Source organism: Arthrobacter sp. OAP107 (genome assembly GCF_040546765.1).
In the GTDB taxonomy this organism is placed as follows: Bacteria; Actinomycetota; Actinomycetes; order Actinomycetales; family Micrococcaceae; genus Arthrobacter.
In genome coordinates this window covers 350373-372168 of the sequence record NZ_JBEPOK010000001.1, presented here as the reverse complement: position 1 = coordinate 372168, position 21796 = coordinate 350373, and the positions used below count along the sequence as shown (strand labels likewise).

The window sequence follows — 21796 nt, the reverse complement described above, 5'->3', positions numbered from 1 at the left end:
CTAGTGGGCGACGGCGGCAGCGCCGTGTTCGTCGATCAGGGCACCGGTTTCGAAGCGTTCCAGGGCGAAGGGCCTGTTGAGCTTGTGCGGTGCGCCGGTGGCGATGGTGTGCGCGAAGGTCAGCCCGGCAGCCGGCGTGCCCTTGAAGCCGCCGGTTCCCCAGCCGCAGTTCACAAACATGTTGTCCACCGGGGTGGTGCCCACGATCGGCGACGCGTCCAGCGTGGTGTCAACGATGCCGCCCCAGGTCCGTAGCACGTGTGCCCGGGCAAAGATCGGGAACAGTTCGACGGCGGCCGCCATCTGGTGCTCGATCACGTGGAAGGAGCCGCGCTGGCCGTAGCCGTTGTAGGAGTCGACGCCGGCGCCCATGACCAGTTCGCCCTTGTGCGCCTGGGAGACGTACACGTGGACGTGGTTGGACATGACGACGGTCGGGTGGACCGGCTCGTGCAGCTCGGAGACCAGCGCCTGCAGCGGGTGGGACTGGATGGGGAGCCGGAAGCCGGCCATTTCCGCCAGGACCGAGCTGTGGCCGGCGGCGCAGAGGCCCACCTTTTCGGTGTTGATGGTGCCGCGGTTGGTCTTGACGCCCACCACGCGGTTGCCGTCCTTGACGAAGCCGGTGACTTCGCAGTTCTGGATGATGTCCACGCCCATCTCGTCGCACTTGCGGGCGAAGGCCCAGGCGACGTGGTCGTGCTTGGCGATGCCGGCGCGGGGCTGGTAAGTGGCGCCCATGACCGGGTAGCGGATGTCGTCGCGGATGTTCAGGATGGGGCAGAGTTCCTTGACCTGCTGCGGGTCCAGCCATTCGGCGTCCACGCCGTTGAGCTTGTTGGCACCCACGCGGCGGATGCTTTCGCGGACGTCGCCCAGGGTGTGGGCCAGGTTCATCACGCCGCGCTGGCTGAAGAGGAAGTCGTACTCCAGCTCCTCCGGCAGGATCTCCCACAGCTTCAGGGCGTGCTCGTAGATGGCGGCGGACTCGTCCCAGAGGTAGTTGGAACGGATGATGGTGGTGTTGCGGGCCATGTTGCCGCCGGCGAGCCAGCCCTTTTCCAGGACGGCGATGTTGGTCATGCCGTGGTTCTTGGCCAGGAAGTAGGCGGTGGCCAGGCCGTGCCCGCCGCCGCCGACAATCACGGCGTCATAGGAGGACTTGGGCTCCGGGTTGTGCCACAGGAAATCCGGGTGCTCCGGGAGCTGGTGGGTGCTCACTGGCCTGCTCCAATCATGTCGTTTTCAAAGGCGGCAATCTCGGTGGCACCGCTGAGCTGGGGGTACAGGGGGAACTGCTCGGCGAGCGCGGTGACGCGGGCGCGGAGTTCGACGGCGGTGCCGTCGTCGAGCGTTCCGGTGCCGGCAGCGCTGGTGAGTGCCTTGGCGATGATGTCAGCGACCTCGGTGAACTCGGTGGCGCCGAAGCCTCGGGTGGCCAGGGCGGGGGTGCCGATCCGGAGCCCGGAGGAGACCATCGGCGGGCGGGGGTCGAACGGGACGGCGTTGCGGTTGACGGTGATGCCGATGCGGTGCAGCGTGTCTTCTGCCTGCTGGCCGTCCAGTTCGGAGTTCCGCAGGTCTACGAGGACCAGGTGGACGTCAGTTCCGCCGTTGACCACCGTAATGCCGGCGGCTTCGACGTCGGGCTGCAGGAAGCGCTCGGCCAGCAGCTTGGCGCCTTCCAGGACGCGCTCCTGGCGTTCCTTGAAGCCCTCGGTTGCGGCGAGCTTGAAGGCCACGGCCTTGGCGGCGATGACGTGCTCCAGCGGGCCGCCCTGCTGACCGGGGAACACAGCGCTGTTGATCTTCTTGGCGTACTGCTCCTTGGCGAGGATGACGCCGCCGCGGGGGCCGCCGAGGGTCTTGTGGGTGGTGGTGGTAACGACGTCGGCGAACGGCACCGGGTTGGGGTGCAGGCCCGCGGCGACGAGGCCGGCGAAGTGGGCCATGTCCACCATCAGGTAGGCACCGACGAGGTCGGCGATCCGGCGGAACTCGGCGAAGTCGAGCTGGCGGGAGTAGGCGGACCAGCCGGCCACGATCAGCTTGGGCTTGTGCTCCAGGGCCAGGGCCTCGACCTCGGCCATATCCACCCGGAAGTCGGATTCGCGGACGTGGTACGGGACCACGTTGTAGAGCTTGCCGGAGAAGTTGATGCGCATGCCGTGGGTGAGGTGGCCGCCGTGGGCCAGGTCCAGGCCGAGGATGGTGTCGCCCGGGTTCAGCAGTGCGAACATGGCGGCGGCGTTGGCCTGCGCGCCGGAGTGCGGCTGGACGTTGGCGAACTCGGCGCCGAACAGTGCCTTGACGCGGTCGATGGCCAGCTGCTCGACGACGTCGACGTGCTCGCAGCCGCCGTAGTAGCGCTTGCCCGGGTAGCCCTCGGCGTACTTGTTGGTGAGGACCGAACCCTGCGCCTCCATGACGGCCGCAGGAGCGAAGTTCTCCGAGGCGATCATTTCCAGCGTGGACTGCTGGCGGTCCAGCTCGCGTGCTACTGCCTGCTGGATCTCGGGATCGACTGCGGAAAGTCGGTCGTTCAACTGCTCAACCACGAATGCTCCTTATGAAATACCACTTAGCTTGGGACTGATATATCAGTGTGAGGTCAATGGTATGATTGAGCTCACAACAGAGTCAATAGCAGGAAGCAAAATGGCACTTCGCTTCCGCTTGGAGCCCATGAACGGAGTCCCGCTGTGAATGCTCTTCCCGCCATGCCGCCCGCCGAGGACGAAACGCTGTCCCATGCCGAGGCTGCGTACCGGCAGCTGCGCGACAAGCTGATCATGCTGGACATCCGCCCTGGCGATCCGATCAATGACGGCCAGCTGGCGGCCGAACTCGGGTTTGGGCGCACGCCCGTGCGTGAAGCCATCAAGCGCCTGGAAGTGGACCACCTGGTGGTGTCCTACCCGCGCCGGGGAACATTCGCCACCACCGTGGACTTCACGGAACTGGCCGACGTCTCTGAAATCCGGGAGCTGCTCGAACCGCTCGCGGCGCGCCGGGCCGCCAAGCGGGCCAACGCCGCCATGCGCGAGGAACTACTGGACGTGGCCAAGGCCATCTCGGAACTGGCGCCCACCCCCGCGCAGTCGCGGGAGCTCATGCGCTATGACCTCACGGTGCACCGGCTGATCTACCGTGCCGCGGCCAATCCGCACCTCGAGGACACCCTGATCCGCTATGACAACCTCGCCACGCGCATCTGGTGCCTGGTCCTGGACAAGGTCCCGTCGGTGAGCGGGCACATCGGCGAGCACGTGGACCTGCTCAAGGCCGTGGCCGAGGGCGATGCGGACAAGGCGGGCGAGCTCGCGCTGCACCACGTCACGAGCTTCGAGGAGACCATCCGCAAGGTGCTTTAGGGCTTTCGCACGTCGCCCCCATCCTCTTGTTAGCGGCCACCCGGGCGGCTATTCTGCCAGAAACGTCCGCCGCCAATGAGGGTGACCGCAGGGCCAGGTACCTGCCACTTCCAGGCCTGACCAGCGTTTCGAAAGAGGCACGCCGTGTCCGTTTCACCCACCCGCCAAGGCGCGTCCCGGCGTCGTCTGCTTTTGATCCTCCTTGCCGCTGTGGTGGTGGTTCTGGTGGGTGTGGCCATCGCAGTTTCTGTCCAGGCACCCCGGACGGACCAGCAGGCAGCCACCACTTCGCCATCGGCCCCAGCCGCCACTACCCCCGCCGACACGCCGGGCTCCGCGTCCCCGGCTTCCGCTTCCCCCACCCAGGAGGTTGTGAAACCGGCGGCCGCGGAGCTCCTGGACGAAGCCAACACGGTGTGTGAAATGCGCGTGACCGAGAAGTACCCTACCGCTGAGGTCCAGCCCGGCACCAAGTCCACCGCCAAGCCGAAGAGCGGCAACTTCCAAACCACCGGCTCCTATACCGACCCGACGGCCGGCAAGCCCGCGGCAACGGAATTCCAGTGCTCCTCGGTCAATGCCAGCGGCACCTGGACCCTGAACCTGGACCGGGGCTAGTTCCCGAGGGGCTTCGCTCCGCCGTGGGGGTGGAAAATATGCGTTTCGGGCACCTGAGAGCCTGCGGGCTAGTTTGGTGGCGGAGGGCACAGTTTTTTGTCCGCGGGACCGTGGATTGTTGCCTTCGAGCACGTGTGTCAGATTTGTTGTTTATCCGCCCTCCCCGAGACACATTCATCCCTGCCCCTGAAGAAATGGTTTTGGAAGGTGATCGGTCATGGAGGTCATTCACCCGCGCTGCGCGGGTGTCGATGTTTCGAAGAAGGACGCCAAGGTCTGCGTCCGCGTTCAGGGCCACGGCAACAGGGCCACCGCGTCCACCGTTACGACCTGGGCCGCAACGACCGGACAGATCCTGGACCTGAAGGAGCACCTGCTCAACGAGCACGTGAGCTTAGTCGTAATGGAGCCACCAGCGATTACTGGCGGCCGTTCTGCTACCTCCTCGGAGACGACGGGCGGGACGTGATCCTGGTCAACGCCCGCGATGCCAGAAACGTCCCGGGCCGCAAGACTGATGTCTCGGATGCGGCCTGGCTGGCCGATCTGGGCGCCCACGGACCGGTGAGGGCCTCGTTCGTGCCCCCGCCGCCGATCCGTGAACTTCGGGACCTGACCCGGGCGAGGACCATCATCACCCGTGAACGCACCCGGGAGGTGCAGCGGTTGGAGAAGCTGCTCGAGGATGCGTGCATTAAGTTGTCTTCGGTGGCCTCGGAGATCACCGGGCGCTCCGGGCGCCTGATGCTGCAGGCCCTGATCGACGGGGAAAGCGACCCAGCCGTCCTGGCCGAGCTCGCCCACGGACGGATGCGCGCGAAGATCCCCGAGCTGACCGAAGCGCTCACCGGCCGGTTCCGTGACCACCACCGCTACATGGCCGGACTCTATCTGCACCGCATCGACGCCCACACCCGGGACATCAATGATCTCAGCGCCAGGATCGAGGCGGCGATGGAGCCCTTTCGCCTCGCCCGGGAGCTCCTGACCAGCATCCCGGGATTCAGCACCACCATCGCAGAGGTCCTCATCGCCGAAACAGGGGCCGACATGACCGTCTTCCCCACACCCCAGCAGCTGGCATCCTGGGCAGGCACGTCCCCCGGGGCCAACGAGTCCGCCGGGCGGGTCAAATCCGCCGGCGCATCGCGTCCCGCCGCGGACCCCTCAAGGCCCTCGTCGCCGTCGAACATGCCATGCTCACCGCGGCCTGGCACATGCTCACCACCGGCGAGCTCTACCGGGACCCCGGAGCGGACTACTTCACCCGTCACACACCCGCTAAAACAAAGGCCCGCACGATCGGACAACTCGAATCACTCGGCTACAAAGTCACCATCGAACCACTGACGGCAACCGGATAGATCCGAGGGCCCAAACAACATGCCCTGCCCTCCGGATCCGTAGCCAACCGATTTGTGGGACCAACCTTATTTTCATGTCAGACCTGAACCAGGCTAGAGGTTCAGCGGCTGCCGAAGGCTCGGAGCGGTTCGGGCGTTCAACAGGAGATTCGTGATACCAAGCATTTCCTCCGTGGCCCGCAGCAGCGAGTAGTGGCTGTAAGCACCGGTCACCACAGTCCCCGGAACGACGGACGGCGCCACCACAAAGTTGGGGATGGGCGTGTCCTCGTCATACAGAACCACGACGGCGGTTCGTCCCGCCTGGTAGCTTTGGCTCGCCAGGATCACCGGCAGCCACCTCGAAAGCCACGTGTCGCCGGTGGTGATGCTGCAGTCGTGCGTGTCATTGCAGACATTCGGGGTGATCAGCGAGAAGCCGGGCAGCGTGTTGTTCGTCAGGTCGTTGAACAGGTTCCCGGACGTCGTGGTCCCCAGCGGGACGTTGTTCGTGGCGCACGCGGCCCTGTCGCCCGTCCCCTGGTAGTACGCCTCCGGGTTGTGCCTCACCGCGTATAGGCCGGAATTGGTCAGCCTGCAGTTCGCCGGCATGTCCTCCTGGTAGCTCTTCTGGGTCAGTCCGCGCGCCCGGACCTGGCGGAAGAGATTGTCCGCGGTGATGGCGGGAAGACTGCCCGGGCTGCTGTCCGATGTCACGCCCTGGTTGCTTCCGGAGGTCAGGGCGATGTAGTTCGGCAGCGAGGGGAACGCGGACCCGGCGTCGCTCCAGTTGGTCAGGCTGGCGCACTTTCGGGACGTCTGCGTCATGTATGGTGCGCTGGGGCTGCCGATGACCTGGGAGTACCTCTTGTTCTCGAAAATGATCCAGACGACGTGGTCATAGGTCGCCGGCGGCGCGGCTGCCGTTCCGCACGGTGATCCCGGCGGAGGTGGCGGCGGCGGCGGAGGCGTGGAGCCTGTGGTGAGCACCAGCTGCGGGCGGCGGGTGGCGTCGCTGAATTCCTTCGAGTTGTAGATAACCCCATCGGAGTTCGTGCTGCTGATGCGCAGGGAGTACGTTCCGTCGCCCTTGACCAGGCTGAAGACATCCACTTCCACCCAGGTGCCGGTGCTGACGGCTCCCAGCGAGGCGATGTTCGTGCTGCTTGCGGCAGGCGCGTTCGACCAGGTCACGGACCCCTCAGCCCAGCTGTTGTCCGGCACGTGCCGGAACTGTCCGCCGGAGGGCGAGGGATCTGCCACGAAGAGCCGGAGCTTCGCGGCTGTGACCGTGCCTCCCGTTCCGGTGACAACGAATTTCAGGAACGACATCTCCACGGGGCTGTTATCGGCCTTCAGGCCGGTCGCGGTGCCGTAATTCGTGCCCGGCGTCGCGCTCTTCACGACCGCGTCCGCCGATGGCCCCAGCGTAATTGTGGCGGCCCGGGCAGGCATGGCTGTTAACGAAAAAGTGGCCGTAAGCAACAATGCGACAGCCACAGAAAACGGTCGAAGATGACTATTCTTCGAACAGGAATTGCTACCCTGCAGATTAGCGCGTGGGGCTGCAGGGCTTAATTGGAGTTTCATGAGAAAGTTCCCATCTTGGCGAGGGCATGAAATAGTGTCTCGATGTCGGCCGGGGTCTTCCCCGGGAACCGCGGCGGGCGGGGGCTTCCACGTCCCTGACTGGCTGGACGGAGCGGCGCCTTTTGCCGGTGCGCTCATTATAGGAAGCACTATAAATGCATGGCTGTACGCACTTTTGCGTATGGCTTTTATGGATATGCTGCTTACGGACAATTGGTCAGCAAGTTTTGCAAGGCAATTATCAACGATTGTCATTGGGTCATTGCATTTGAAAACTGCAAAGCCGTGTATTTCATTGCTAGAATGCTCGGATGACGCGGAACGAAGCGTTATATCGGGAGTGGCTGGAATTTGTCGGCGAATTCCTGCAGCACCCATTTGCGGCCCACCCCCGTGCGGAGGAGGAGATCTCCAAGCGGCTCACGGCATCGTTCAACGCCGCATGCTGCAGCCGCAGCAGTGTTGGCCCGGACTGGGTTGACCACATGGAGGGCTGCTGGCCCGGCGATTATCTTCCCAAGCTGCCACCGGGCCCGCGCACTCCCGATGCCACGTGGCAGCCGCTGCTGCGCTGGTACGCCGTATCCGGGCTTTCGGGTCCCCAGTCGCTTGCCCGGGTTCCCAGCCAGGTGGCTGACCCGCGCATGCAATCCCAATGGCAGGACCTGGCGAAGCCGATGGGAATTAGCTACCAACTGGCCATCCCCCTGCTCCTGGATGGTCCGTTTCATCGTGCCTACCTGCTGGCGAGGCCTGACCTGGAGTTCGACGAGGGGGAGCTCACCTTGGCCAGTGCCCTGCAGCCGATTCTGACGGGACTGTACCGGCAGCTCGCCTGGGCCGCGGAGGACACGTCAGGAGAAGGGCCCGGGCTGACCCAGCGGGAACTCGCCATCCTGGGGCTGCTCGGCCAGGGGCTGACCGCCACGTCTTTGGGCCATCACTTCAACATCTCACCGCGGACCGCCCAGAAGCACCTCGAACACATCTACCGCAAGCTTGACGTGGGCGACCGGCTGATGGCCGTGCAGAAGGCCGCCCGGTTGGGCCTGCTGGACCAGGGGTTGGCTGTGGTGGCAAACGGCAGAGTCTGAGGCGCAACAGGGAATCCCCCGGGACCTTCTTCCCGGGGGATTCCTCTGTTCATGGGTGCATACAGTTCATGGGTGAATTCTGTTCATGGCGCGCATGGAGTTCATGGGTTGCTAGTGGCCGCCACCGCCGATCACGCCTTTCTCGACGGCCTTCGTGACGGCGTCGGCTTCGGCCTGGGTCAGGGTGCCGTCGTTGACGGCTGCGTCCAGCCTGGTCTTCAGTGCGGCGGCGCGTTCGGCCTGCTCAGCCGTGCGCATTTCCGCCAGGGCCGCGGTGACCTTGGATTCGTCCACGCCGAGAGCCGTCGCCAGGGATTTGGCCAGTGCCGCTTCCTGGGCAGTGCGGTCGGGCTTGGTGCCCTCGGTGGGCGCCGTCGTCGGTTTGTTAGCCTCGCGGAACGCCTGGATCGCCTCGGTCACTTTCGTTTCGTCGACACCCAGTTTGCTGGCAAGGTCTGCCGCAATCTGGCCGCGGTCCCCCTTGTGGCCCCTGAAGCCGTCAGCTGACGCATTGCTGTCCGTCGACGTGCTCGGCGTGGCGCTGGGGCTCGGGGTGGTGGCGGCCGAGGCCATCCCGGTTACCCCCAGGCCGGCGCCCAGCGCCAGGACGCCGGCGGTGATGCCGAGGGTGATTCTCTTGGTTCGTGACATGGTGTCTCCTTGATCGGCCGTGCAGTACGGCTTGAATGGAAGGGCATCTGTCCTAGCCCCTTCCTCAAAGATCCGGCAGCAGCTTAGGGCGCCGCTGTTCGGAAACTGTCAGGAGGCTGTGAACCCGGATGCCTGACGGAACTTTTCAACCAATAGGTGTCGCTGTTGCCCTACGCCAACGGGGAGCGCAAGCGGGCCGACCTGAAGGACAACGGAGGCTCCAAAGAGCCGCGTGACAGCGTCTTGGATCTCCGCCCGCTTGGCACGGCCTATGTCACAACTGCGTGTCTTCCGCCTCGTCCGTACCGCTTGAAAATAGCGGCCGCGCACGGTGTCAGAGTAACGGGCGGCCACAGCCCCGCGCCACCTCAATCGCGGCGGCAACTACCGAGGAGTAATGTGAAGGCCATGGGCGAGTCATCTCCGGACGGTGAACATACACCGGAACTGTTCCGCAACGTGGACGGAGAAACTCTCCGGCGCCAGGTGCTGGAGATCATCAGCGATGTGCTGGCGGACTCCGATCCGCAGAAGGCATGGGCCCGGGAGCAGTTGCTCGACCTGCTGGCAACCCACATGGACGACCCCGAACAGGCACTGCTGCACCACCTGATCAGCACCCGGAACGTCCCCAAGTCCGCAGCCGAGGATCCAGGGAAGGATTCTCCGGACGCCGAGGCCGCTGCGGGAAAGAGGATGCTGCTGACGGCCTTCCAGCCCATCAGGCAACTGCCTGGCGGAGAAGTGGTCGGGGTTGAGGCGCTGGCACGGTTCGTCAGCCATGAGGGGACCAGCGCAGACGTCTGGTTCCGCGGAGCGGCGGCCATGGGACTGGGGCCGGACCTGGAAATCGCGGCCCTGCACCTCGCCCTTTCCGCCGCAGGAGAGATTCCGCACCGCCTTTTTGCGTCATTCAACCTCAGCCCCACGGCATGCGCCGACCCCCGCGTTCAGGCGCTGATGCTGGGCGGGACGGTCGACCCGGACCGGATGGTCATCGAAATCATGGGCGACCTTGCAGACCGGGAGCTGTCTGGCCTCGCCGCGGTCCTGAGCCCCCTGCGCCAGCACGGTGTACGCCTTGCCGTGGACGGCTCCGGTCCGGCCGCCACCTCGGCGAAGCAGATCCTGCACCTGCTCCCCGACATCATCAAAGTCGACCGCGACTTCCTCGCCGGCGCCGTGGCGCCAGGAAACGGACCGGGTACGGCCCCCTTCGTTTTTGCACTGGCCGAGCAAACCGGCGCGACGCTGTCCGCGGAAGGAATCGAGAGCCGCGAGGAACTCGCCGCAGTCGTGAAACTCGGAATCACCAGGGGCCAGGGCTATCTGCTGGGCAGACCCTCGGTGGACCCCCGCGACTGGGCAGCCTGGACCGGCGAGGCTGATCCTTTGGGAGAGCGCCGCCTGGACTTCCCCGGCTGAGACGGGTTCCGCGGACGCCGGCAACAGGTCCGCCTACTGTCTCCGAGGTTCCTTCGGCTGGGCGCTTGAGCAGGGCCAGTTCACGCTCGAGCTGGACCTGCCCGACGGCGTTGAGGCCGCCGTCGAGCTCCCGGACGGCAGCACCAGGCTGGCGGCAGGAGGATCTCACCACTTCGCTGCCTGGAACCAAACTGTGAGTTCGCCCTTAATGTGACCCGCGGGCTTTGCGTCCCGGCCGAGCGGGCGTAACTTTCGAGAAAGGGCCTCTTCTCCCGGCGTCCGCGCCTTCAGATGCAGGCCGCCCGGTCCGGAAGGGGCCAAGATGAGAACACGTACGCGTAATGCCACAGTTGTAGCGGGCATGGCCATCCTCTTGGGGACGGCGGGCGGTGGAATGCTCACCGCGCAGGGGCCGGCGAAGCAACAGATCTCCAATGACGCTGTGATCCTGGTGTCAGCTACGTCCCCCGACCACCACTCCCGCGGGGAACACCGGACCGCCCACCGCACCAGGAACCGGTCTGCGCAGGAAACGACGGTGCAGAACCCGGCAGCCGTGGCCGGGGTGGAGGCGGCCGCAGATGTGGGGGCACGGGGCCGGGCCGCCAGCCAGTCCCCGAACGCGGCCACCACGGAGGTGGTTCTCAGATCCCTGCCCGGTCTCGATGCAGACGGGGATTCGTGCTCGTAGCGGGGCCCGTTTCCCGAACAGGAGTTAAAGACCGATGGCGGCCCCCACCTGTCGGTGAGGACCGCCCGGCGGCGGGTCCGCCGTCGGCCTTTCAAGCCGTCGGCTTTTTATCCAGGGAAGACCTAGACGATGGCTGCGCGGAGTTCCTTGGCGGCCAGTGCGGGGTCGGCTGCACCGTAGATGGCGCCGCCGGCGACGGCGACATCGGCGCCGGCCTTCTGGACGTCACCGATGGTGGCGAGCTTCACGCCGCCGGCCACGGAGAACGGAACGCGGGCCTCGGCGCCGGCGCGGAGCAGACCGTTCAGGTCAAAGCCCGGCTTGGCCTGCTCGTCCAGGCCGGCGTGCATCTCGACGAACTTCGCACCCAGGGCGCGGACTTCCTTGGCCCGGGTGACCTTGTCCTCGATGCCGATGAGGTCAACGACGACGCCCTTGTTGTGGGCCTGGGCTGCCTTGACCGCACCGGCAATGGTGGAGTCATCGGCGGCACCGAGCACGGTCACCAGGTCGGCGCCGGCCTTGAACGCGATGTCGGCTTCGAGCTCACCGGCGTCCATGGTCTTCAGGTCAGCGAAAACAACCTTGTCCGGGTGGGCGTTCTTCACCGCGGTGATGACGGACAGGCCTTCGGCCTTGATCAGCGGGGTGCCCAGTTCGATGATGTCAACGTGCTCGGCAACCTTGCCGGCCAGCTCGAGGGCAGCTTCGGTGGTCAGGAGGTCAATGGCAACTTGGAGCTTCATGAGTCTTTCCTTTGTTCGTGCGGTCTTTCAGGATTGGTTTTTCCCTGCTTCCATCCTCGAAGGCCAGACGGGCGGGCGCCACGACATAATCGGACAGTCTTTCCCACCCAAAGGGATAGGCAGCGCCTCGGATTTCTATACACTGGACAGGGGTCAGTCACCACCGAAGCCACCTTTCGCCCGACGCCAGACACCGCCGAAGGTGTAAAACCCCTGCTCGCGGCGATCGCGTCCCTGTCAACGGCGTCGCTGAGCGAGATTGCCCAACGGTTGCACCAGGCCACCCTCCCGTACCTGCGCAGCAGCGCCCTCGTGATCTTCACGGAAGACTGCACCGGCCGGCCGCAGAAGAAGTCCGGCGACGAAGCCGTGATCAGCCAGGTTTCCATCGCTGAACTGGACGCCATCAAGGCGACACTGTCCGCAGATGAAACGTGGCAGGGCCGGGCACCGATAGGCGGGCAGGAACACCCGGTCCTGGCGCTCCCCTCCCCCACGAATGCGTTGCTGGTCCTGGTCGATACCCGGCCGGTCAGCGGCGAAGGAGGCGGAGAAGGCGGTGCGCACCTCTCCGGGCAGGAGGTTCCGGTGCCCTGGCTGGTTCGCTATCTGTGGAACCTCGCGGCCGAGCGTATCCGCGAAAAGGTGGCGGATGCACCGCCGTCGTACCTCATCGAGTCCCGCGCAGCGTCCGCCGAACGGGTCAGGGTCACTGCCGAGTTGGTGGACCGCCACTCAACCACGCTGGAGACTCTGCTTGCGGCGCTGCGCGCCCCCTCCCTCGCTGACGATGCGGCACGGAAGTCTGCTACCGACGTCGCCGCTAAGGCCCTGGTGGAACTGCGCACGCTCAATGACCGCACCACGGAACTCGTTGAAGAACCAGTTGCCACGGCGTTCCAGCGCCTCCGCGACGATCTCCGCCCGCTCATGCATTTCAGCGGCATGGACGTCCAGTTCATCGAGCCGCCTGTCAACGGCCGGGCGCTTCCCGGGGAAGTGGCGCATGCTGCCCGGGCGATCGTGCGGGGCCTGGTGCTCGCCATGGTTGAGCAGCCGGACGTGCGCCGCATCCGCACGCAGTGGGATTGCGACGGCGAGAACCTCCTGATCAACGTCCGCGACGACGGCCAGGGCAACTTGTCCCGCGAGGCCCCCAGCATTGTCCGCCTACTGCAACGGGTGGAAGTCCTGGACGGCCGGATGACGATTGACCTGATGAAGGGTTGGGGCGCCGACGTCGCCGTCACCCTTCCGCTGGACCCGCCGGAGCGCAAACTGCCCGCCGCTGGGTCCTGGAACCTGGGCGACCGCGAACTCGAGGTCCTGCAGCTGCTGGCCGCCGGGCAGCGGAACCGGGCCATCGCGGCCATGCTGCACGTCAGCGAGAACACCGTGAAGTTTCACCTCCGCAACATCTACCGCAAGCTCGGCGCCACGTCGCGCACCGAGGCGATCGCCCTGGCGCACAGCAACGGCCTGCGCTAGGACTGCGGCCCGGTTCCAGTTTCGCTGGTTCCCGGTTGTGCGACTGTCCGCAGCCTGCCGCCCGGCAGCGGTGGTGCAGTGGAGTGGTAGGTGTGGCCGGTGGGCGTGGTGACTTCGAAGGTATGCCGGGGTCCTGGTCTGGGTTGGGCTTTCCAGCCGGGGAGTTCTTTGGTGTGGTTGCACGCTTCGCACAACCCGGCACCATTGGTCAGGGTGGTGGGGCCGTCGTTGTGCCACGGGATGATGTGGTCGTCGTGGCGGATCGGGGCGTCGCAGTAGGGGGTGCGGCAGGTGTCGTCGCGGATGTGGATGGAGCGGCGCAGCGAGGCCGGGAACAGGCGCCGGTTTGAGTCCATGGCTGCGAGGTCACGGGTCCCGGGGGCGGTGTAGAGCCGCCGGACCCAGATCTTGAGCTCTTCCCGGCTGGTTGAATCGACCGCAGCCGCAGCGTGCGCCGCGGGTTGGACCGGGCCCGGCTCTCCCAGTCCCTGTCCCTGTCCTTGCGTGCTGAGTTCGCGGGCCCAGGCGCCGGGAACGATGCCGTAGCCGGGGAGGCGGGCGGGTTCGGTGTCGCCTTGGAGGAGGGTGCGGCCGGTCATGACGAGGTTCAGTTCGATGCCGGTGATGCCGCCGGGGGTGCCGGTGGCCCTTTCGACCAGGGTGTCGGCCTTGATCTGGTTCAGCGTGCGCGGGTCCCCGGCGGACTTCAGAGATCAGCCGCCGGAAGAAGCCACCCCAAGGGTGTTGTAGGTCCACGGTCACGGACGCCGGAACCGAGTGCGACGTGCCAGGAGGTGCCCGCTGCCGAAGGGTACGCCGTCGTCGAAAGCTCTGTCATCAAAGAGGTCCCCGTCGAAAGGACGGTCCGCGAGCAGGGCATCGGGAAACGCGTCCTCCGGAAACGACACCGGATACACGGCGTCGAGATCATCGTCATACGGCAGGGCGTCATCCGCGAACGCATCGAAGTGGAAATTGCCGTCGGGAAAGGCAGCACCATGCAGCGCGGCGCAGTGCCGCGCCTGCGAACGCCCTGAAGTGCTACCCACTTGGGCGCCGACATCTCTTGCTTCCGCTCCGGGCCGGTGGCAGGGTGGCGGCATGGCGATCGAAGTCCGGCCGGCGACGCAGTTTGAGGATGTGAAAGCGGTGGTGGGGCCCAAGCGCCCGGACGCGACCGTGTGCTGGTGCCTGAGCTACCGTATCCCCTCCAAACAGAACGTGGAGTTGCGCGGCACAGCCCGCGGGGAGCTGGTCCAGGAACTGCTTACGGAGGATCCGCCGCCCGGGGTTCTGGCGTACGACGGCGGGGAGGCAGTTGGGTGGGCAGGGGTCCATCCGCGCGCCGATACCGGCTTTGCCCGGAACCGCCGCATCCCCCACGTGGACGATCTGGACGTATGGTCGGTGTGGTGCATCCGGGTCCGGCCGGGGTACCGCGGCAAGGGAATCTCCCACCGGCTGTTGCGGGGGGCCGTCGACTTTGCCCGCTCCTACGGCGCGCCAGCCATCGAGGGTTATCCTGTGGACAATCAGGGCCGGAAGGTTGACCTCACCATGGCCTACGTTGGCACGCGCAAGCTCTTCGAGGCGGCAGGCTTCACCAAGGCTGCGGACACCAACTCCGTACTCAACGGCTTCCCGCGCGTGCTGATGCGCCTTGACCTGCGGTGATTAAACCCATTGAGCATGACGCCCTACGGCGCTACCCGGCTTAACGCGATGTCGGCTCCGTCACACTTCCCGGCATAGGATCGGGACATGGCTTCGAACAATATCCCGGAATCCGGTGCCGACGCCGAGGGCGAGGGCGGCCAGCAGGGCGGCGTCCAGTCCGTCGACCGGGCGCTTGCTGTCCTGGAGATCCTGGCCCGCGATGGCCATGCAGGCGTGAGCGAAATCGCCGAGGAAATGGGCATCCACAAGTCCACGGTGTCCAGGCTCCTGGGTTCCCTTGTTGGCAGGGAGATGGTCCACCAAAACAGCGAACGGGGCAAGTATCAGCTGGGATTTGGCATCCTTCGCCTGGCAAGTTCCATCCCCGGCCGGCTGAGCCTGGTCCGCGAGGCGCGCCCGGTGCTCGAGAACCTGGCCGAGGAATTCAAGGAAACCGTGAACCTCGCCGTTCTCCGCTCCAACTATGCCGTCAACGTGGACCAGGCCATGGGGCCCTCAACCCTCGCCACGTACGACTGGGTGGGAAGCCTTACGCCCCTGCACGCGACGTCGAGCGGGAAGGTCCTGCTGGCAGCACTGGAAGCGGATGAACGTGAGCGCATCCTGAAGGAGACAGGGCTGCCGGCCCGGACACCGCGGACCATCACCAAGCGCGACAAACTCGAAAAGCAGCTGATCGACGCTGCCCACGACGGCTACGCGGTGACCCTCGAAGAGTTCGAAATAGGGCTGAATTCGATGGCGGTGCCGGTCTACAACCACCTTGGAACGGTGATCGGCGCCGTCAGCATCTCCGGGCCGGCCTTCCGATTCGACCCGGAGAAAGTACCGGGCCTCGTCGAGGGCCTGGGCCAGGCCGGCCTGCGGATCAGCGCCAACATGGGCTACACCCGGCGCTGATCCAGCCCGCTCAGATACTTCTCCATGGCATCGGCGGCCGCCGTTGCCCCGCCGGAGGTGCGGACGCGCTGGCTCATCCCCTCAATGTTGCCCCGGATCTCCTGGTCCCGGCCGACCTCCGTCACCATGTCGTGGATCAGCCCCGGGGTAAGGCCCTCGGCGGGCAGGCGGCGTCCCAGTCCCAGGTCCTCGACGCGGCGGGCGTTGGCCTCCTGCTCCGGCTGCAGCGGAAACGCCACGAGGGGAACGCCCAGGTACAGCGCCTCCATGGTCGAGTTCATCCCCGTGTGGGAGAGGAACACACGGGCATGCCGCAGGACCTCCAGCTGCGGAAAGAAGGGCCGGACCTCTGCGTTCGGCGGGATCTCCCCCAGTTCGGCCACCTCCAGACGGTCACCAATGGCCATGGCCACCTGCCAATCAGTGCCCGCGAATGCCTCCAGGCACATGCGGAAGAAATCCGGCCGGTCGTTCAACGGCGTGGTCCCCAGCGAAATGAACAGCAGCGGCGCGTCCTTGACACGGGGCTGCCACTCGTCTTCGCCGCCCCTGTGGCCAAGGCTGGGTCCCACGAAATGGAAACGGCCATCGAAGGTGTCGCCTGCGGGCTGGAATTCCCGCGGGATAAAGCAAATGTTCAGGGAAGCCGGAGGTCCCTCCATGAAGTTGAACCCGGCCAGACCCTGCTCGCTGGCGAAATTTTCGATGAGCTGGCGGGCCTGCTTCCACGCCGCGAGCATTTCTGCTGGCGGACGGGCGGGCATCAGCTCCCGCATCGAGAAATGCTCGTTGGTGGCATAGGTCGGCAGCAGCGCGACGTCCGGCAAATCCAGCTTCATGGCGGCCATCTTCCCGGCGAGGGTCATGGCGTCGTAGCAGACCGCGTCCGGCTGATCCGCGCGGAGGCGGGACAACAAAGCGGGGAATTCTTCCCGGGCCCTTTCCAGCAGCCGCTCCAGCAGCCCGGACATCATGCCGGACCCCAGCCCCGCGAGCATGCCCGCCCGAGGCGACCGGCCGGCGTCGTCCTGGGCGGGACTGCCGGGAGCAGGAGCGCCGAACCTGGGAAACTGCGACGACAGGTCCTCGCCGTTCTCGAAAAAGATGGCCCCGGCAGATTCGACGGCGGCCGCGTACTTGGCCGAGGTGGCATACGTGACCCGGTGGCCTCGTCGGACCAGCTCGGCGACCACCGGCAGCGTGGGGTACACGTGGCCCGTGGCTGGAAGGCAAACAAAGGCGAAATGCATGACAGACACTCCTCCGCCGGGCAGCGACAGGATCATCGTACGCGCTTAAAAACTGATTGAGCCTGCCCGGAGTCGGGCAGGCTCAATCAGAGGTTCTTCAGGCCCAGTCAGTGGATTGGAACCTTAGGAGGCCGGGGCAGTAGTTTCTTTGCGTTGCAGGGTTTCGGCGCGTTCCTCCAGCGGCGGGGTGTCCGCGGTGAGGCCGAGCAGGGCCTCGCCGGTGAGCTTGACGTCGCCGACCTTTTCGTTGACCCAGTCGTGGAAGGCACCGATGTGGTGCTCGGACGGGACCAGGACCCCGCCCTTGGCGTAGGACTTGGAGGCCATGCCCGGCTGGCAGCGTTCGCACGCGTCGAAGTCCTGCATGTTCACCCGGTGGAACAGCTCCACCGACGCCGTGACATCCTTGCCGGACTCCACGACCGAAGGCAGATACAGCCAGTCGCACTCAACGATCGTGTGGTCCGCGGACATCGGGAACATCCGGTGGATGATCACATGGTCCGGGACCAGGTTCACGAACACCGTCGGCTTGATCGTGATCGCGTAGTACCGGCGGTCCTGGTCCTCGCCCACGCCCGGAATGACGTCCAGACCCTCGGACCCGTCCACGGTGAAGCCCTTGATGTCCTCACCGAACTCCGCGCCGTGGCCCACAAAGTACTGCGCGGCCAGGCCGTCAGCGAACTCCGGCAGGACCTCGGTCAGTTCCGGGTGGATCGTAGCGCAGTGGTAACACTCCATGAAGTTCTCAATGATGAGCTTCCAGTTCGCCTTCACGTCATACCGGATCCGCCGGCCCACGGACAGGTTCGCCACGTCGTACCCGTCAATGGCGTGCACGTTGCCCAGGCGCTCCTCGATCGCGCCCATCACATCCTCCTCGAAGGAGGGCGGCTCCTCGGCCAGGCACACCCAGACGTAGCCAAGGTACTCGCGGATGTGGACCTTGGACAGGCCGTACTCGTCCCGGTCGATGTCCGGCATCTTGGTCAGGTTCGGGGCAGCGATCAGCTTGCCCTCGAAGTCATACGTCCAGGCGTGGTACGGGCACTGGAAGTTCCGGGCCGCTTCACCCTTTTCCTCCATGCACAACTTCACGCCACGGTGCCGGCACACATTGTAAAAGGCCCGGATCTCACCCTTGCGGGTCCGCGAGATCAACACCGATTCCCGGCCCACCTGCACCGTCTGCCACGCCCCGGCCTTATCCAGGTCCGAGGACCGGATCGCGCAGAACCACATCTGCTCAAAAATACGCTCCTGCTCCGCCCGGAAAATCGCCGGATCCGTATACAGGTGGCCGCCCAACGTCGGGATCAGGCTCGGAGTGGATACCTCAACAGACAATTTGCTCTCCTCAGAACGGCACTCACAGGTGCAGGGGAAATCTTGGGTGTTATGGATTTTGTGTGGGCGCCGGTTTGGCGCCTCGGTTTTTGTCTAGTGTGTGGTTGCCGCGGCGGGCACGACGGCAGCTGCCGGCTTGGGTGCCGCCGGCACCAGGCTTCGCCGCCACCGGGTAAAGAGCCGTGGCTGGTTCATGCCCAAAACGGCCACCGCGTCCTCGCCCCGGTAATAGACAGCGAGGAAATTGTGTTCGCTGGGGTCGCCCGTCTCTATCTCCACGCGGTCGTGGCCCGTTGAGTGGCCGGCGAACTGGATCTTCACCCCGTGCTGGTCCGACCAGAAATACGGCGGCTTCAGCGGCTGAACCGGGGCGTCACTGTCCAGCAGCGCCTGCACCGCCAGCGCCGCCCGCTCCAACGCACCGGTCCAGTGCTCCACCCGGCGATGCCTATCAACAGCGGCGTCGAACCAGGCAGCGCAGTCCCCCACCGCCACAATGCCCGGAACACTGGTGCGCCCCATCGCATCACACAACACACCGCCGTCGACCTCCACCCCCGACCCGGCAAGCCACTCAACATTCGGCTCCGCACCGATCCCCACCACCACAACGTCAGCGGCCAGTTCCCTGCCATCCGCGAGGCGAAGTCCGGTCACGTGGTTCCCCGTGCTGTGGAACTCGTCGATGCCGGTGCCACAGATAAGGCTCACGCCGTTGGCCTCGTGGAGGTTGGCCACCACGGATCCCATGTCCTCTCCGAGCTGGGCCGTGAAGGGGACCGGCGAATTGTTGATCATGGTCACCTCCATCCCCCGGGAAGCGGCGGCAGAGGCAACCTCGGCACCGATGAAACCGGCGCCGACCACAATCATGCGGGCCCCGGCCACCAACCTGGGAGTCAAACCCTGGGCATCAGCCATGGTCCGCAGGTAGAACACGTTGTCGAGGCCCGCGAGGGCAGGTATCTGGCGTGCCCGCGCACCGGTCGCGATGACAATGCCGTCTGCAGTGACGGTGCGGCCATCGTGAAGGCGGATGGTCCGCGTGTCTGTGTCCAGGCTGGTCGCGCTGCCTCCGAGAATCCACTCGGCGTTCAGTCCGTCGTCGTCGGTCTCGAGGAAGAGGTCTTCGGCCGTAATGGTGCCCAGCAGGAAATCCTTGGACAGGGGCGGCCTGTCGTAGGGCCGGTGATGCTCATCGCCAATGATGACCAGCCGTCCCGAGAAGCCTTGAGCGCGGGCCGCCCGGGCTGCCGAAAGGCCGGCCAGTGAGGCTCCCACGATCGCAAGCGTCTGCATAGTCACTTCTTTCTTAATTGCTTCATGCGCAACAACAATCACAATAAGCAACAGAGTGCTGCATCACATCTCCGCTGTCAAGAGGTGACGGCGGCAATAAAAAGTCCTTGACAACGCGTGTGAGCTGGCGCACTCTGTTGCTGAAGGCGAAGTGTGTTGATTACTGCGGAACTCCTGAGCACAGCGGGTGCTCCCGGCAAAACTGCCGGTCCGCATTCACAAAGTCAGGATCGTCGACGGCGACCATCCTGACTGTCCTCCGTGGACGATCCGAACCTGCCGCGGGCCCAAACCCCGATGGCAAGGCTGGGCCGTCCCGCACATTCAATTAAGGAAAACCCCTCATGACAATCAATAGTGACGTCACTATCGATGAAAGCAGTGAAGACGGTCGGGCCCCGGGGGTGGAGCCGGCCTTGGAACAAGAAACTGAAACTACCCGGGAGGACCTGGAAATCCTTCAGGCCCTGCGGGAAACCGAATCAGAACATGAAGAAGCACGGCGCAGCAGCCAGCTGTTCCGCCATGGAGGCTTGGACAAGGTGGTCTTCGGCATCGCCGGACTGCTCACACTGGCCTTTGTGATCTGGGGATTTGCCGGCAAGGAAAACCTGGCCGCCACTTCCCAGGTTGTCCTTGACTGGGTCATGGAAAACACCGGATGGCTGTTCGTTGCCCTCTCCTCCCTGTTTGTGGTCTACGTACTCTGGCTGGCAGTCAGCCGCTTCGGGAACATTCCCCTGGGGAAAGACTCGGAAAAGCCCGAGTACTCGATGGTCTCGTGGGTCTCGATGATGTTCGCGGCCGGCATGGGCATCGGCCTGATGTTCTACGGCGTAGCCGAGCCGCTCTACCACTACATTTCGCCGCCGCCGGGCACGGTGGACGGCCAGACTCCCGCGGCCGTCCAAACGGCAATGGCAACCTCGATCTTCCACTGGACCCTGCACCCGTGGGCAATGTACGCGGTGGTGGGCGTTGCCATGGCCTACGGGTCCTACCGCCTCGGCCGCAAGCAACTCATTTCCACCGTTTTCACGTCGCTGTTCGGCATCCGCAGGGTGGAAGGTCCGATCGGCAAGGTCATCAACATGCTGGCCATCTTTGCCACACTCTTCGGAACGGCAGCATCCCTCGGACTCGGGGCACTGCAGATCGGCAGCGGGATGGCATCCAACGGCTGGATCGGCGGCCAACTTGCCACCCCCGTGCTCGTGGTGATCGTTGCCGTACTCACAGCCTGTTTTGTGGCCTCGGCAGTCTCCGGCATCAGCCGCGGAATTCAGTGGCTGTCCAACATCAACATGGTTTTGGCTGCAGTCCTGGCCATCATCGTGTTCGTGGCCGGCCCGACACTCTTCATCCTGAACCTGATCCCGGCGGCTGTCGGCGACTATGCACGGGATCTGGCTGAGATGGCTTCCCGGACCGAGGCCGTCGGTGACGATGCCCTGCGCACGTGGATGTCCGGCTGGACCATCTTCTACTGGGCCTGGTGGGTCTCCTGGACTCCCTTCGTGGGCCTGTTCATCGCCCGCATCAGCCGCGGCCGCACCATCCGCCAGTTCGTCACCGGCGTCCTGCTGGTCCCCAGCGTCGTGAGCGTGATCTGGTTCGGCATCTTCGGCGGCGCCGCCATCCACATCCAGTCCACGGCAGACGCCACACCGGACAAGACTGATGGCCTGGCCAAGATCGTCGATGGGACTCCGACGATTTCCTTCGACGGGGCTCTGTTCGATTTGCTCCACCACTTGCCGCTGCCCAACGCCATTGCAGGCGCGGTTTCCATTCTGGCGATGATCCTGGTTGCCATCTTCTTCGTCACGGGTGCTGACGCGGCCTCCATCGTGATGGGCTCGCTTAGCTCCAACGGTGCTGAAGAACCCCGCCGGGGAGTGGTTATCTTCTGGGGTACCCTCACCGGCGCAGTCGCCGCAGTGATGCTCCTTGCAGGCGGCGACAAGCCTGCCGAAGCACTCGCGGGACTGCAACGGATCACCATCGTGTCAGCCCTGCCCTTCGTCATCGTGATGTTCCTGATGTGCCTTGCCCTGACAAGGGACCTGCGCAGGGACCCGCTGTCGCTGCGCAGACGGCTGGTGACCTCCGTCGTCGAGCGCTCCATCCGCAGCGGGGTCGAACGTCACGGCGGCGGCCAGTTCGACCTGGTGACAAAGCACGAATGTGACGAACGGTGCGCCAACAATGAGCTCGATGCGCATGGGGACAAGCGGCACTAAGCACAGGGCTGCACTGAGTCCAGAGCAGCAATGAGCACAGAGCAGCATTAGGGGCGG

General features: G+C 65.2%; 19 protein-coding genes and 2 pseudogenes. 12 read left to right on the top strand and 9 right to left on the bottom strand.

What is annotated here, in order from left to right:
- Both ABIE00_RS01635 and glyA read right to left on the bottom strand, forming a co-directional pair.
- On the bottom strand, positions 1–1221 hold the full coding sequence (locus ABIE00_RS01635) for a sarcosine oxidase subunit beta family protein (protein WP_003806275.1): 1221 nt from the start codon (positions 1219–1221) through the stop codon (positions 1–3).
- Positions 1218–2558, bottom strand: a complete 1341-nt coding sequence (glyA, locus tag ABIE00_RS01630; RefSeq protein WP_354255887.1) for a serine hydroxymethyltransferase — start codon at positions 2556–2558, stop codon at positions 1218–1220. Before glyA ends, ABIE00_RS01635 begins: the two co-directional genes overlap by 4 nt.
- Before the next feature lie 144 nt (positions 2559–2702).
- On the opposite strand from glyA, the gene ABIE00_RS01625 reads away from it, so the two are divergent.
- From ABIE00_RS01625 to ABIE00_RS01615, 3 genes and pseudogenes are all read left to right on the top strand, one after another.
- Complete coding sequence (locus tag ABIE00_RS01625; protein ID WP_354255884.1) at positions 2703–3374, top strand: GntR family transcriptional regulator; 672 nt, start codon at positions 2703–2705, stop codon at positions 3372–3374.
- 144 nt (positions 3375–3518) lie between these two features.
- Complete coding sequence (locus ABIE00_RS01620) at positions 3519–3992, top strand: hypothetical protein (protein WP_354255881.1); 474 nt, start codon at positions 3519–3521, stop codon at positions 3990–3992.
- A 217-nt stretch (positions 3993–4209) separates the two neighbouring features.
- Positions 4210–5356: pseudogene (locus ABIE00_RS01615) on the top strand (IS110 family RNA-guided transposase).
- 93 nt (positions 5357–5449) lie between these two features.
- On the opposite strand, the gene ABIE00_RS01610 reads toward ABIE00_RS01615, so the two are convergent.
- Positions 5450–6790 (bottom strand): CBM96 family carbohydrate-binding protein, encoded by a 1341-nt coding sequence (locus ABIE00_RS01610; RefSeq protein ID WP_502914181.1) that lies wholly within the window; start codon positions 6788–6790, stop codon positions 5450–5452.
- A 446-nt stretch (positions 6791–7236) separates the two neighbouring features.
- Between ABIE00_RS01610 and ABIE00_RS01605 the strand changes: the two genes are divergently transcribed.
- On the top strand, positions 7237–8019 hold the full coding sequence (locus ABIE00_RS01605) for a response regulator transcription factor (RefSeq protein ID WP_354255875.1): 783 nt from the start codon (positions 7237–7239) through the stop codon (positions 8017–8019).
- 111 nt (positions 8020–8130) lie between these two features.
- On the opposite strand, the gene ABIE00_RS01600 is transcribed toward ABIE00_RS01605, so the two are convergent.
- Entirely contained in the window at positions 8131–8670 is a 540-nt protein-coding gene (locus tag ABIE00_RS01600) for a hypothetical protein (RefSeq protein ID WP_354255872.1), read from the bottom strand.
- A 408-nt stretch (positions 8671–9078) separates the two neighbouring features.
- On the opposite strand from ABIE00_RS01600, the gene ABIE00_RS01595 reads away from it, so the two are divergent.
- The 3 genes from ABIE00_RS01595 to ABIE00_RS01585 all read left to right on the top strand — a co-directional run bounded on the left by ABIE00_RS01595 (position 9079) and on the right by ABIE00_RS01585 (position 10786).
- Positions 9079–10095, top strand: coding sequence for an EAL domain-containing protein (locus tag ABIE00_RS01595; protein WP_354255870.1), 1017 nt, complete (start codon positions 9079–9081; stop codon positions 10093–10095).
- Complete coding sequence (locus tag ABIE00_RS01590; RefSeq protein WP_354263238.1) at positions 9998–10309, top strand: alpha-L-rhamnosidase C-terminal domain-containing protein; 312 nt, start codon at positions 9998–10000, stop codon at positions 10307–10309. Before ABIE00_RS01595 ends, ABIE00_RS01590 begins: the two co-directional genes overlap by 98 nt.
- A gap of 108 nt (positions 10310–10417) precedes the next feature.
- Positions 10418–10786, top strand: a complete 369-nt coding sequence (locus tag ABIE00_RS01585; protein ID WP_354255867.1) for a hypothetical protein — start codon at positions 10418–10420, stop codon at positions 10784–10786.
- Positions 10787–10908: 122 nt separating this feature from the next.
- Here the strand turns inward: ABIE00_RS01585 and hxlA are convergent, their stop codons facing one another.
- Positions 10909–11532 (bottom strand): 3-hexulose-6-phosphate synthase, encoded by a 624-nt coding sequence (gene hxlA, locus ABIE00_RS01580; RefSeq protein ID WP_354255865.1) that lies wholly within the window; start codon positions 11530–11532, stop codon positions 10909–10911.
- Between the two features lie 270 nt (positions 11533–11802).
- On the opposite strand from hxlA, the gene ABIE00_RS01575 reads away from it, so the two are divergent.
- Positions 11803–13020: a helix-turn-helix transcriptional regulator gene (locus ABIE00_RS01575; RefSeq protein WP_354255862.1), complete on the top strand. Its 1218-nt coding sequence runs from the start codon at positions 11803–11805 to the stop codon at positions 13018–13020.
- On the opposite strand, the pseudogene ABIE00_RS01570 reads toward ABIE00_RS01575, so the two are convergent.
- Positions 13017–13733: pseudogene (locus tag ABIE00_RS01570) on the bottom strand (HNH endonuclease); the annotation flags it as partial. The gene ABIE00_RS01575 and the pseudogene ABIE00_RS01570 sit on opposite strands and share 4 nt — an antisense overlap.
- Positions 13734–13814: 81 nt before the next feature.
- Between ABIE00_RS01570 and ABIE00_RS01565 the strand changes: the two are divergent.
- The 3 genes from ABIE00_RS01565 to ABIE00_RS01555 all read left to right on the top strand — a co-directional run bounded on the left by ABIE00_RS01565 (position 13815) and on the right by ABIE00_RS01555 (position 15597).
- Positions 13815–14057, top strand: a complete 243-nt coding sequence (locus ABIE00_RS01565) for a hypothetical protein (protein WP_354255859.1) — start codon at positions 13815–13817, stop codon at positions 14055–14057.
- Between the two features lie 64 nt (positions 14058–14121).
- Positions 14122–14694: a GNAT family N-acetyltransferase gene (locus ABIE00_RS01560; protein WP_354255856.1), complete on the top strand. Its 573-nt coding sequence runs from the start codon at positions 14122–14124 to the stop codon at positions 14692–14694.
- Between the two features lie 87 nt (positions 14695–14781).
- Complete coding sequence (locus tag ABIE00_RS01555; protein ID WP_354255853.1) at positions 14782–15597, top strand: IclR family transcriptional regulator; 816 nt, start codon at positions 14782–14784, stop codon at positions 15595–15597.
- Here the strand turns inward: ABIE00_RS01555 and ABIE00_RS01550 are convergent.
- From ABIE00_RS01550 to ABIE00_RS01540, 3 genes are all read right to left on the bottom strand, one after another.
- Positions 15582–16847: a macrolide family glycosyltransferase gene (locus tag ABIE00_RS01550; RefSeq protein WP_354255851.1), complete on the bottom strand. Its 1266-nt coding sequence runs from the start codon at positions 16845–16847 to the stop codon at positions 15582–15584. The two genes, ABIE00_RS01555 and ABIE00_RS01550, sit on opposite strands and share 16 nt — an antisense overlap.
- 123 nt (positions 16848–16970) lie before the next feature.
- On the bottom strand, positions 16971–18197 hold the full coding sequence (locus tag ABIE00_RS01545) for an aromatic ring-hydroxylating oxygenase subunit alpha (RefSeq protein WP_354255848.1): 1227 nt from the start codon (positions 18195–18197) through the stop codon (positions 16971–16973).
- 93 nt (positions 18198–18290) lie between these two features.
- Positions 18291–19496 (bottom strand): NAD(P)/FAD-dependent oxidoreductase, encoded by a 1206-nt coding sequence (locus ABIE00_RS01540; protein ID WP_354255846.1) that lies wholly within the window; start codon positions 19494–19496, stop codon positions 18291–18293.
- Between the two features lie 344 nt (positions 19497–19840).
- Here ABIE00_RS01540 and ABIE00_RS01535 point away from each other — a divergent pair, with 344 nt between their 5' ends.
- Positions 19841–21739 (top strand): BCCT family transporter, encoded by a 1899-nt coding sequence (locus tag ABIE00_RS01535; RefSeq protein WP_354255844.1) that lies wholly within the window; start codon positions 19841–19843, stop codon positions 21737–21739.
- Positions 21740–21796: the final 57 nt, after the last annotated feature.

What these genes read in the sequence shown, in the direction of transcription:
- ABIE00_RS01605 (WP_354255875.1), top strand. Translation starts at nt 7,237, where the DNA reads ATGACGCGGAACGAAGCGTTATATCGGGAGTGGCTGGAATTTGTCGGC.
- ABIE00_RS01595 (WP_354255870.1), top strand. Translation starts at nt 9,079, where the DNA reads ATGGGCGAGTCATCTCCGGACGGTGAACATACACCGGAACTGTTCCGC.
- ABIE00_RS01610 (WP_502914181.1), bottom strand. Translation starts at nt 6,790, where the DNA reads ATGCCTGCCCGGGCCGCCACAATTACGCTGGGGCCATCGGCGGACGCG.
- ABIE00_RS01535 (WP_354255844.1), top strand. Translation starts at nt 19,841, where the DNA reads ATGACAATCAATAGTGACGTCACTATCGATGAAAGCAGTGAAGACGGT.
- ABIE00_RS01540 (WP_354255846.1), bottom strand. Translation starts at nt 19,496, where the DNA reads ATGCAGACGCTTGCGATCGTGGGAGCCTCACTGGCCGGCCTTTCGGCA.
- ABIE00_RS01585 (WP_354255867.1), top strand. Translation starts at nt 10,418, where the DNA reads ATGAGAACACGTACGCGTAATGCCACAGTTGTAGCGGGCATGGCCATC.
- ABIE00_RS01600 (WP_354255872.1), bottom strand. Translation starts at nt 8,670, where the DNA reads ATGTCACGAACCAAGAGAATCACCCTCGGCATCACCGCCGGCGTCCTG.
- ABIE00_RS01550 (WP_354255851.1), bottom strand. Translation starts at nt 16,847, where the DNA reads ATGCATTTCGCCTTTGTTTGCCTTCCAGCCACGGGCCACGTGTACCCC.
- hxlA (WP_354255865.1), bottom strand. Translation starts at nt 11,532, where the DNA reads ATGAAGCTCCAAGTTGCCATTGACCTCCTGACCACCGAAGCTGCCCTC.
- ABIE00_RS01560 (WP_354255856.1), top strand. Translation starts at nt 14,122, where the DNA reads ATGGCGATCGAAGTCCGGCCGGCGACGCAGTTTGAGGATGTGAAAGCG.
- ABIE00_RS01555 (WP_354255853.1), top strand. Translation starts at nt 14,782, where the DNA reads ATGGCTTCGAACAATATCCCGGAATCCGGTGCCGACGCCGAGGGCGAG.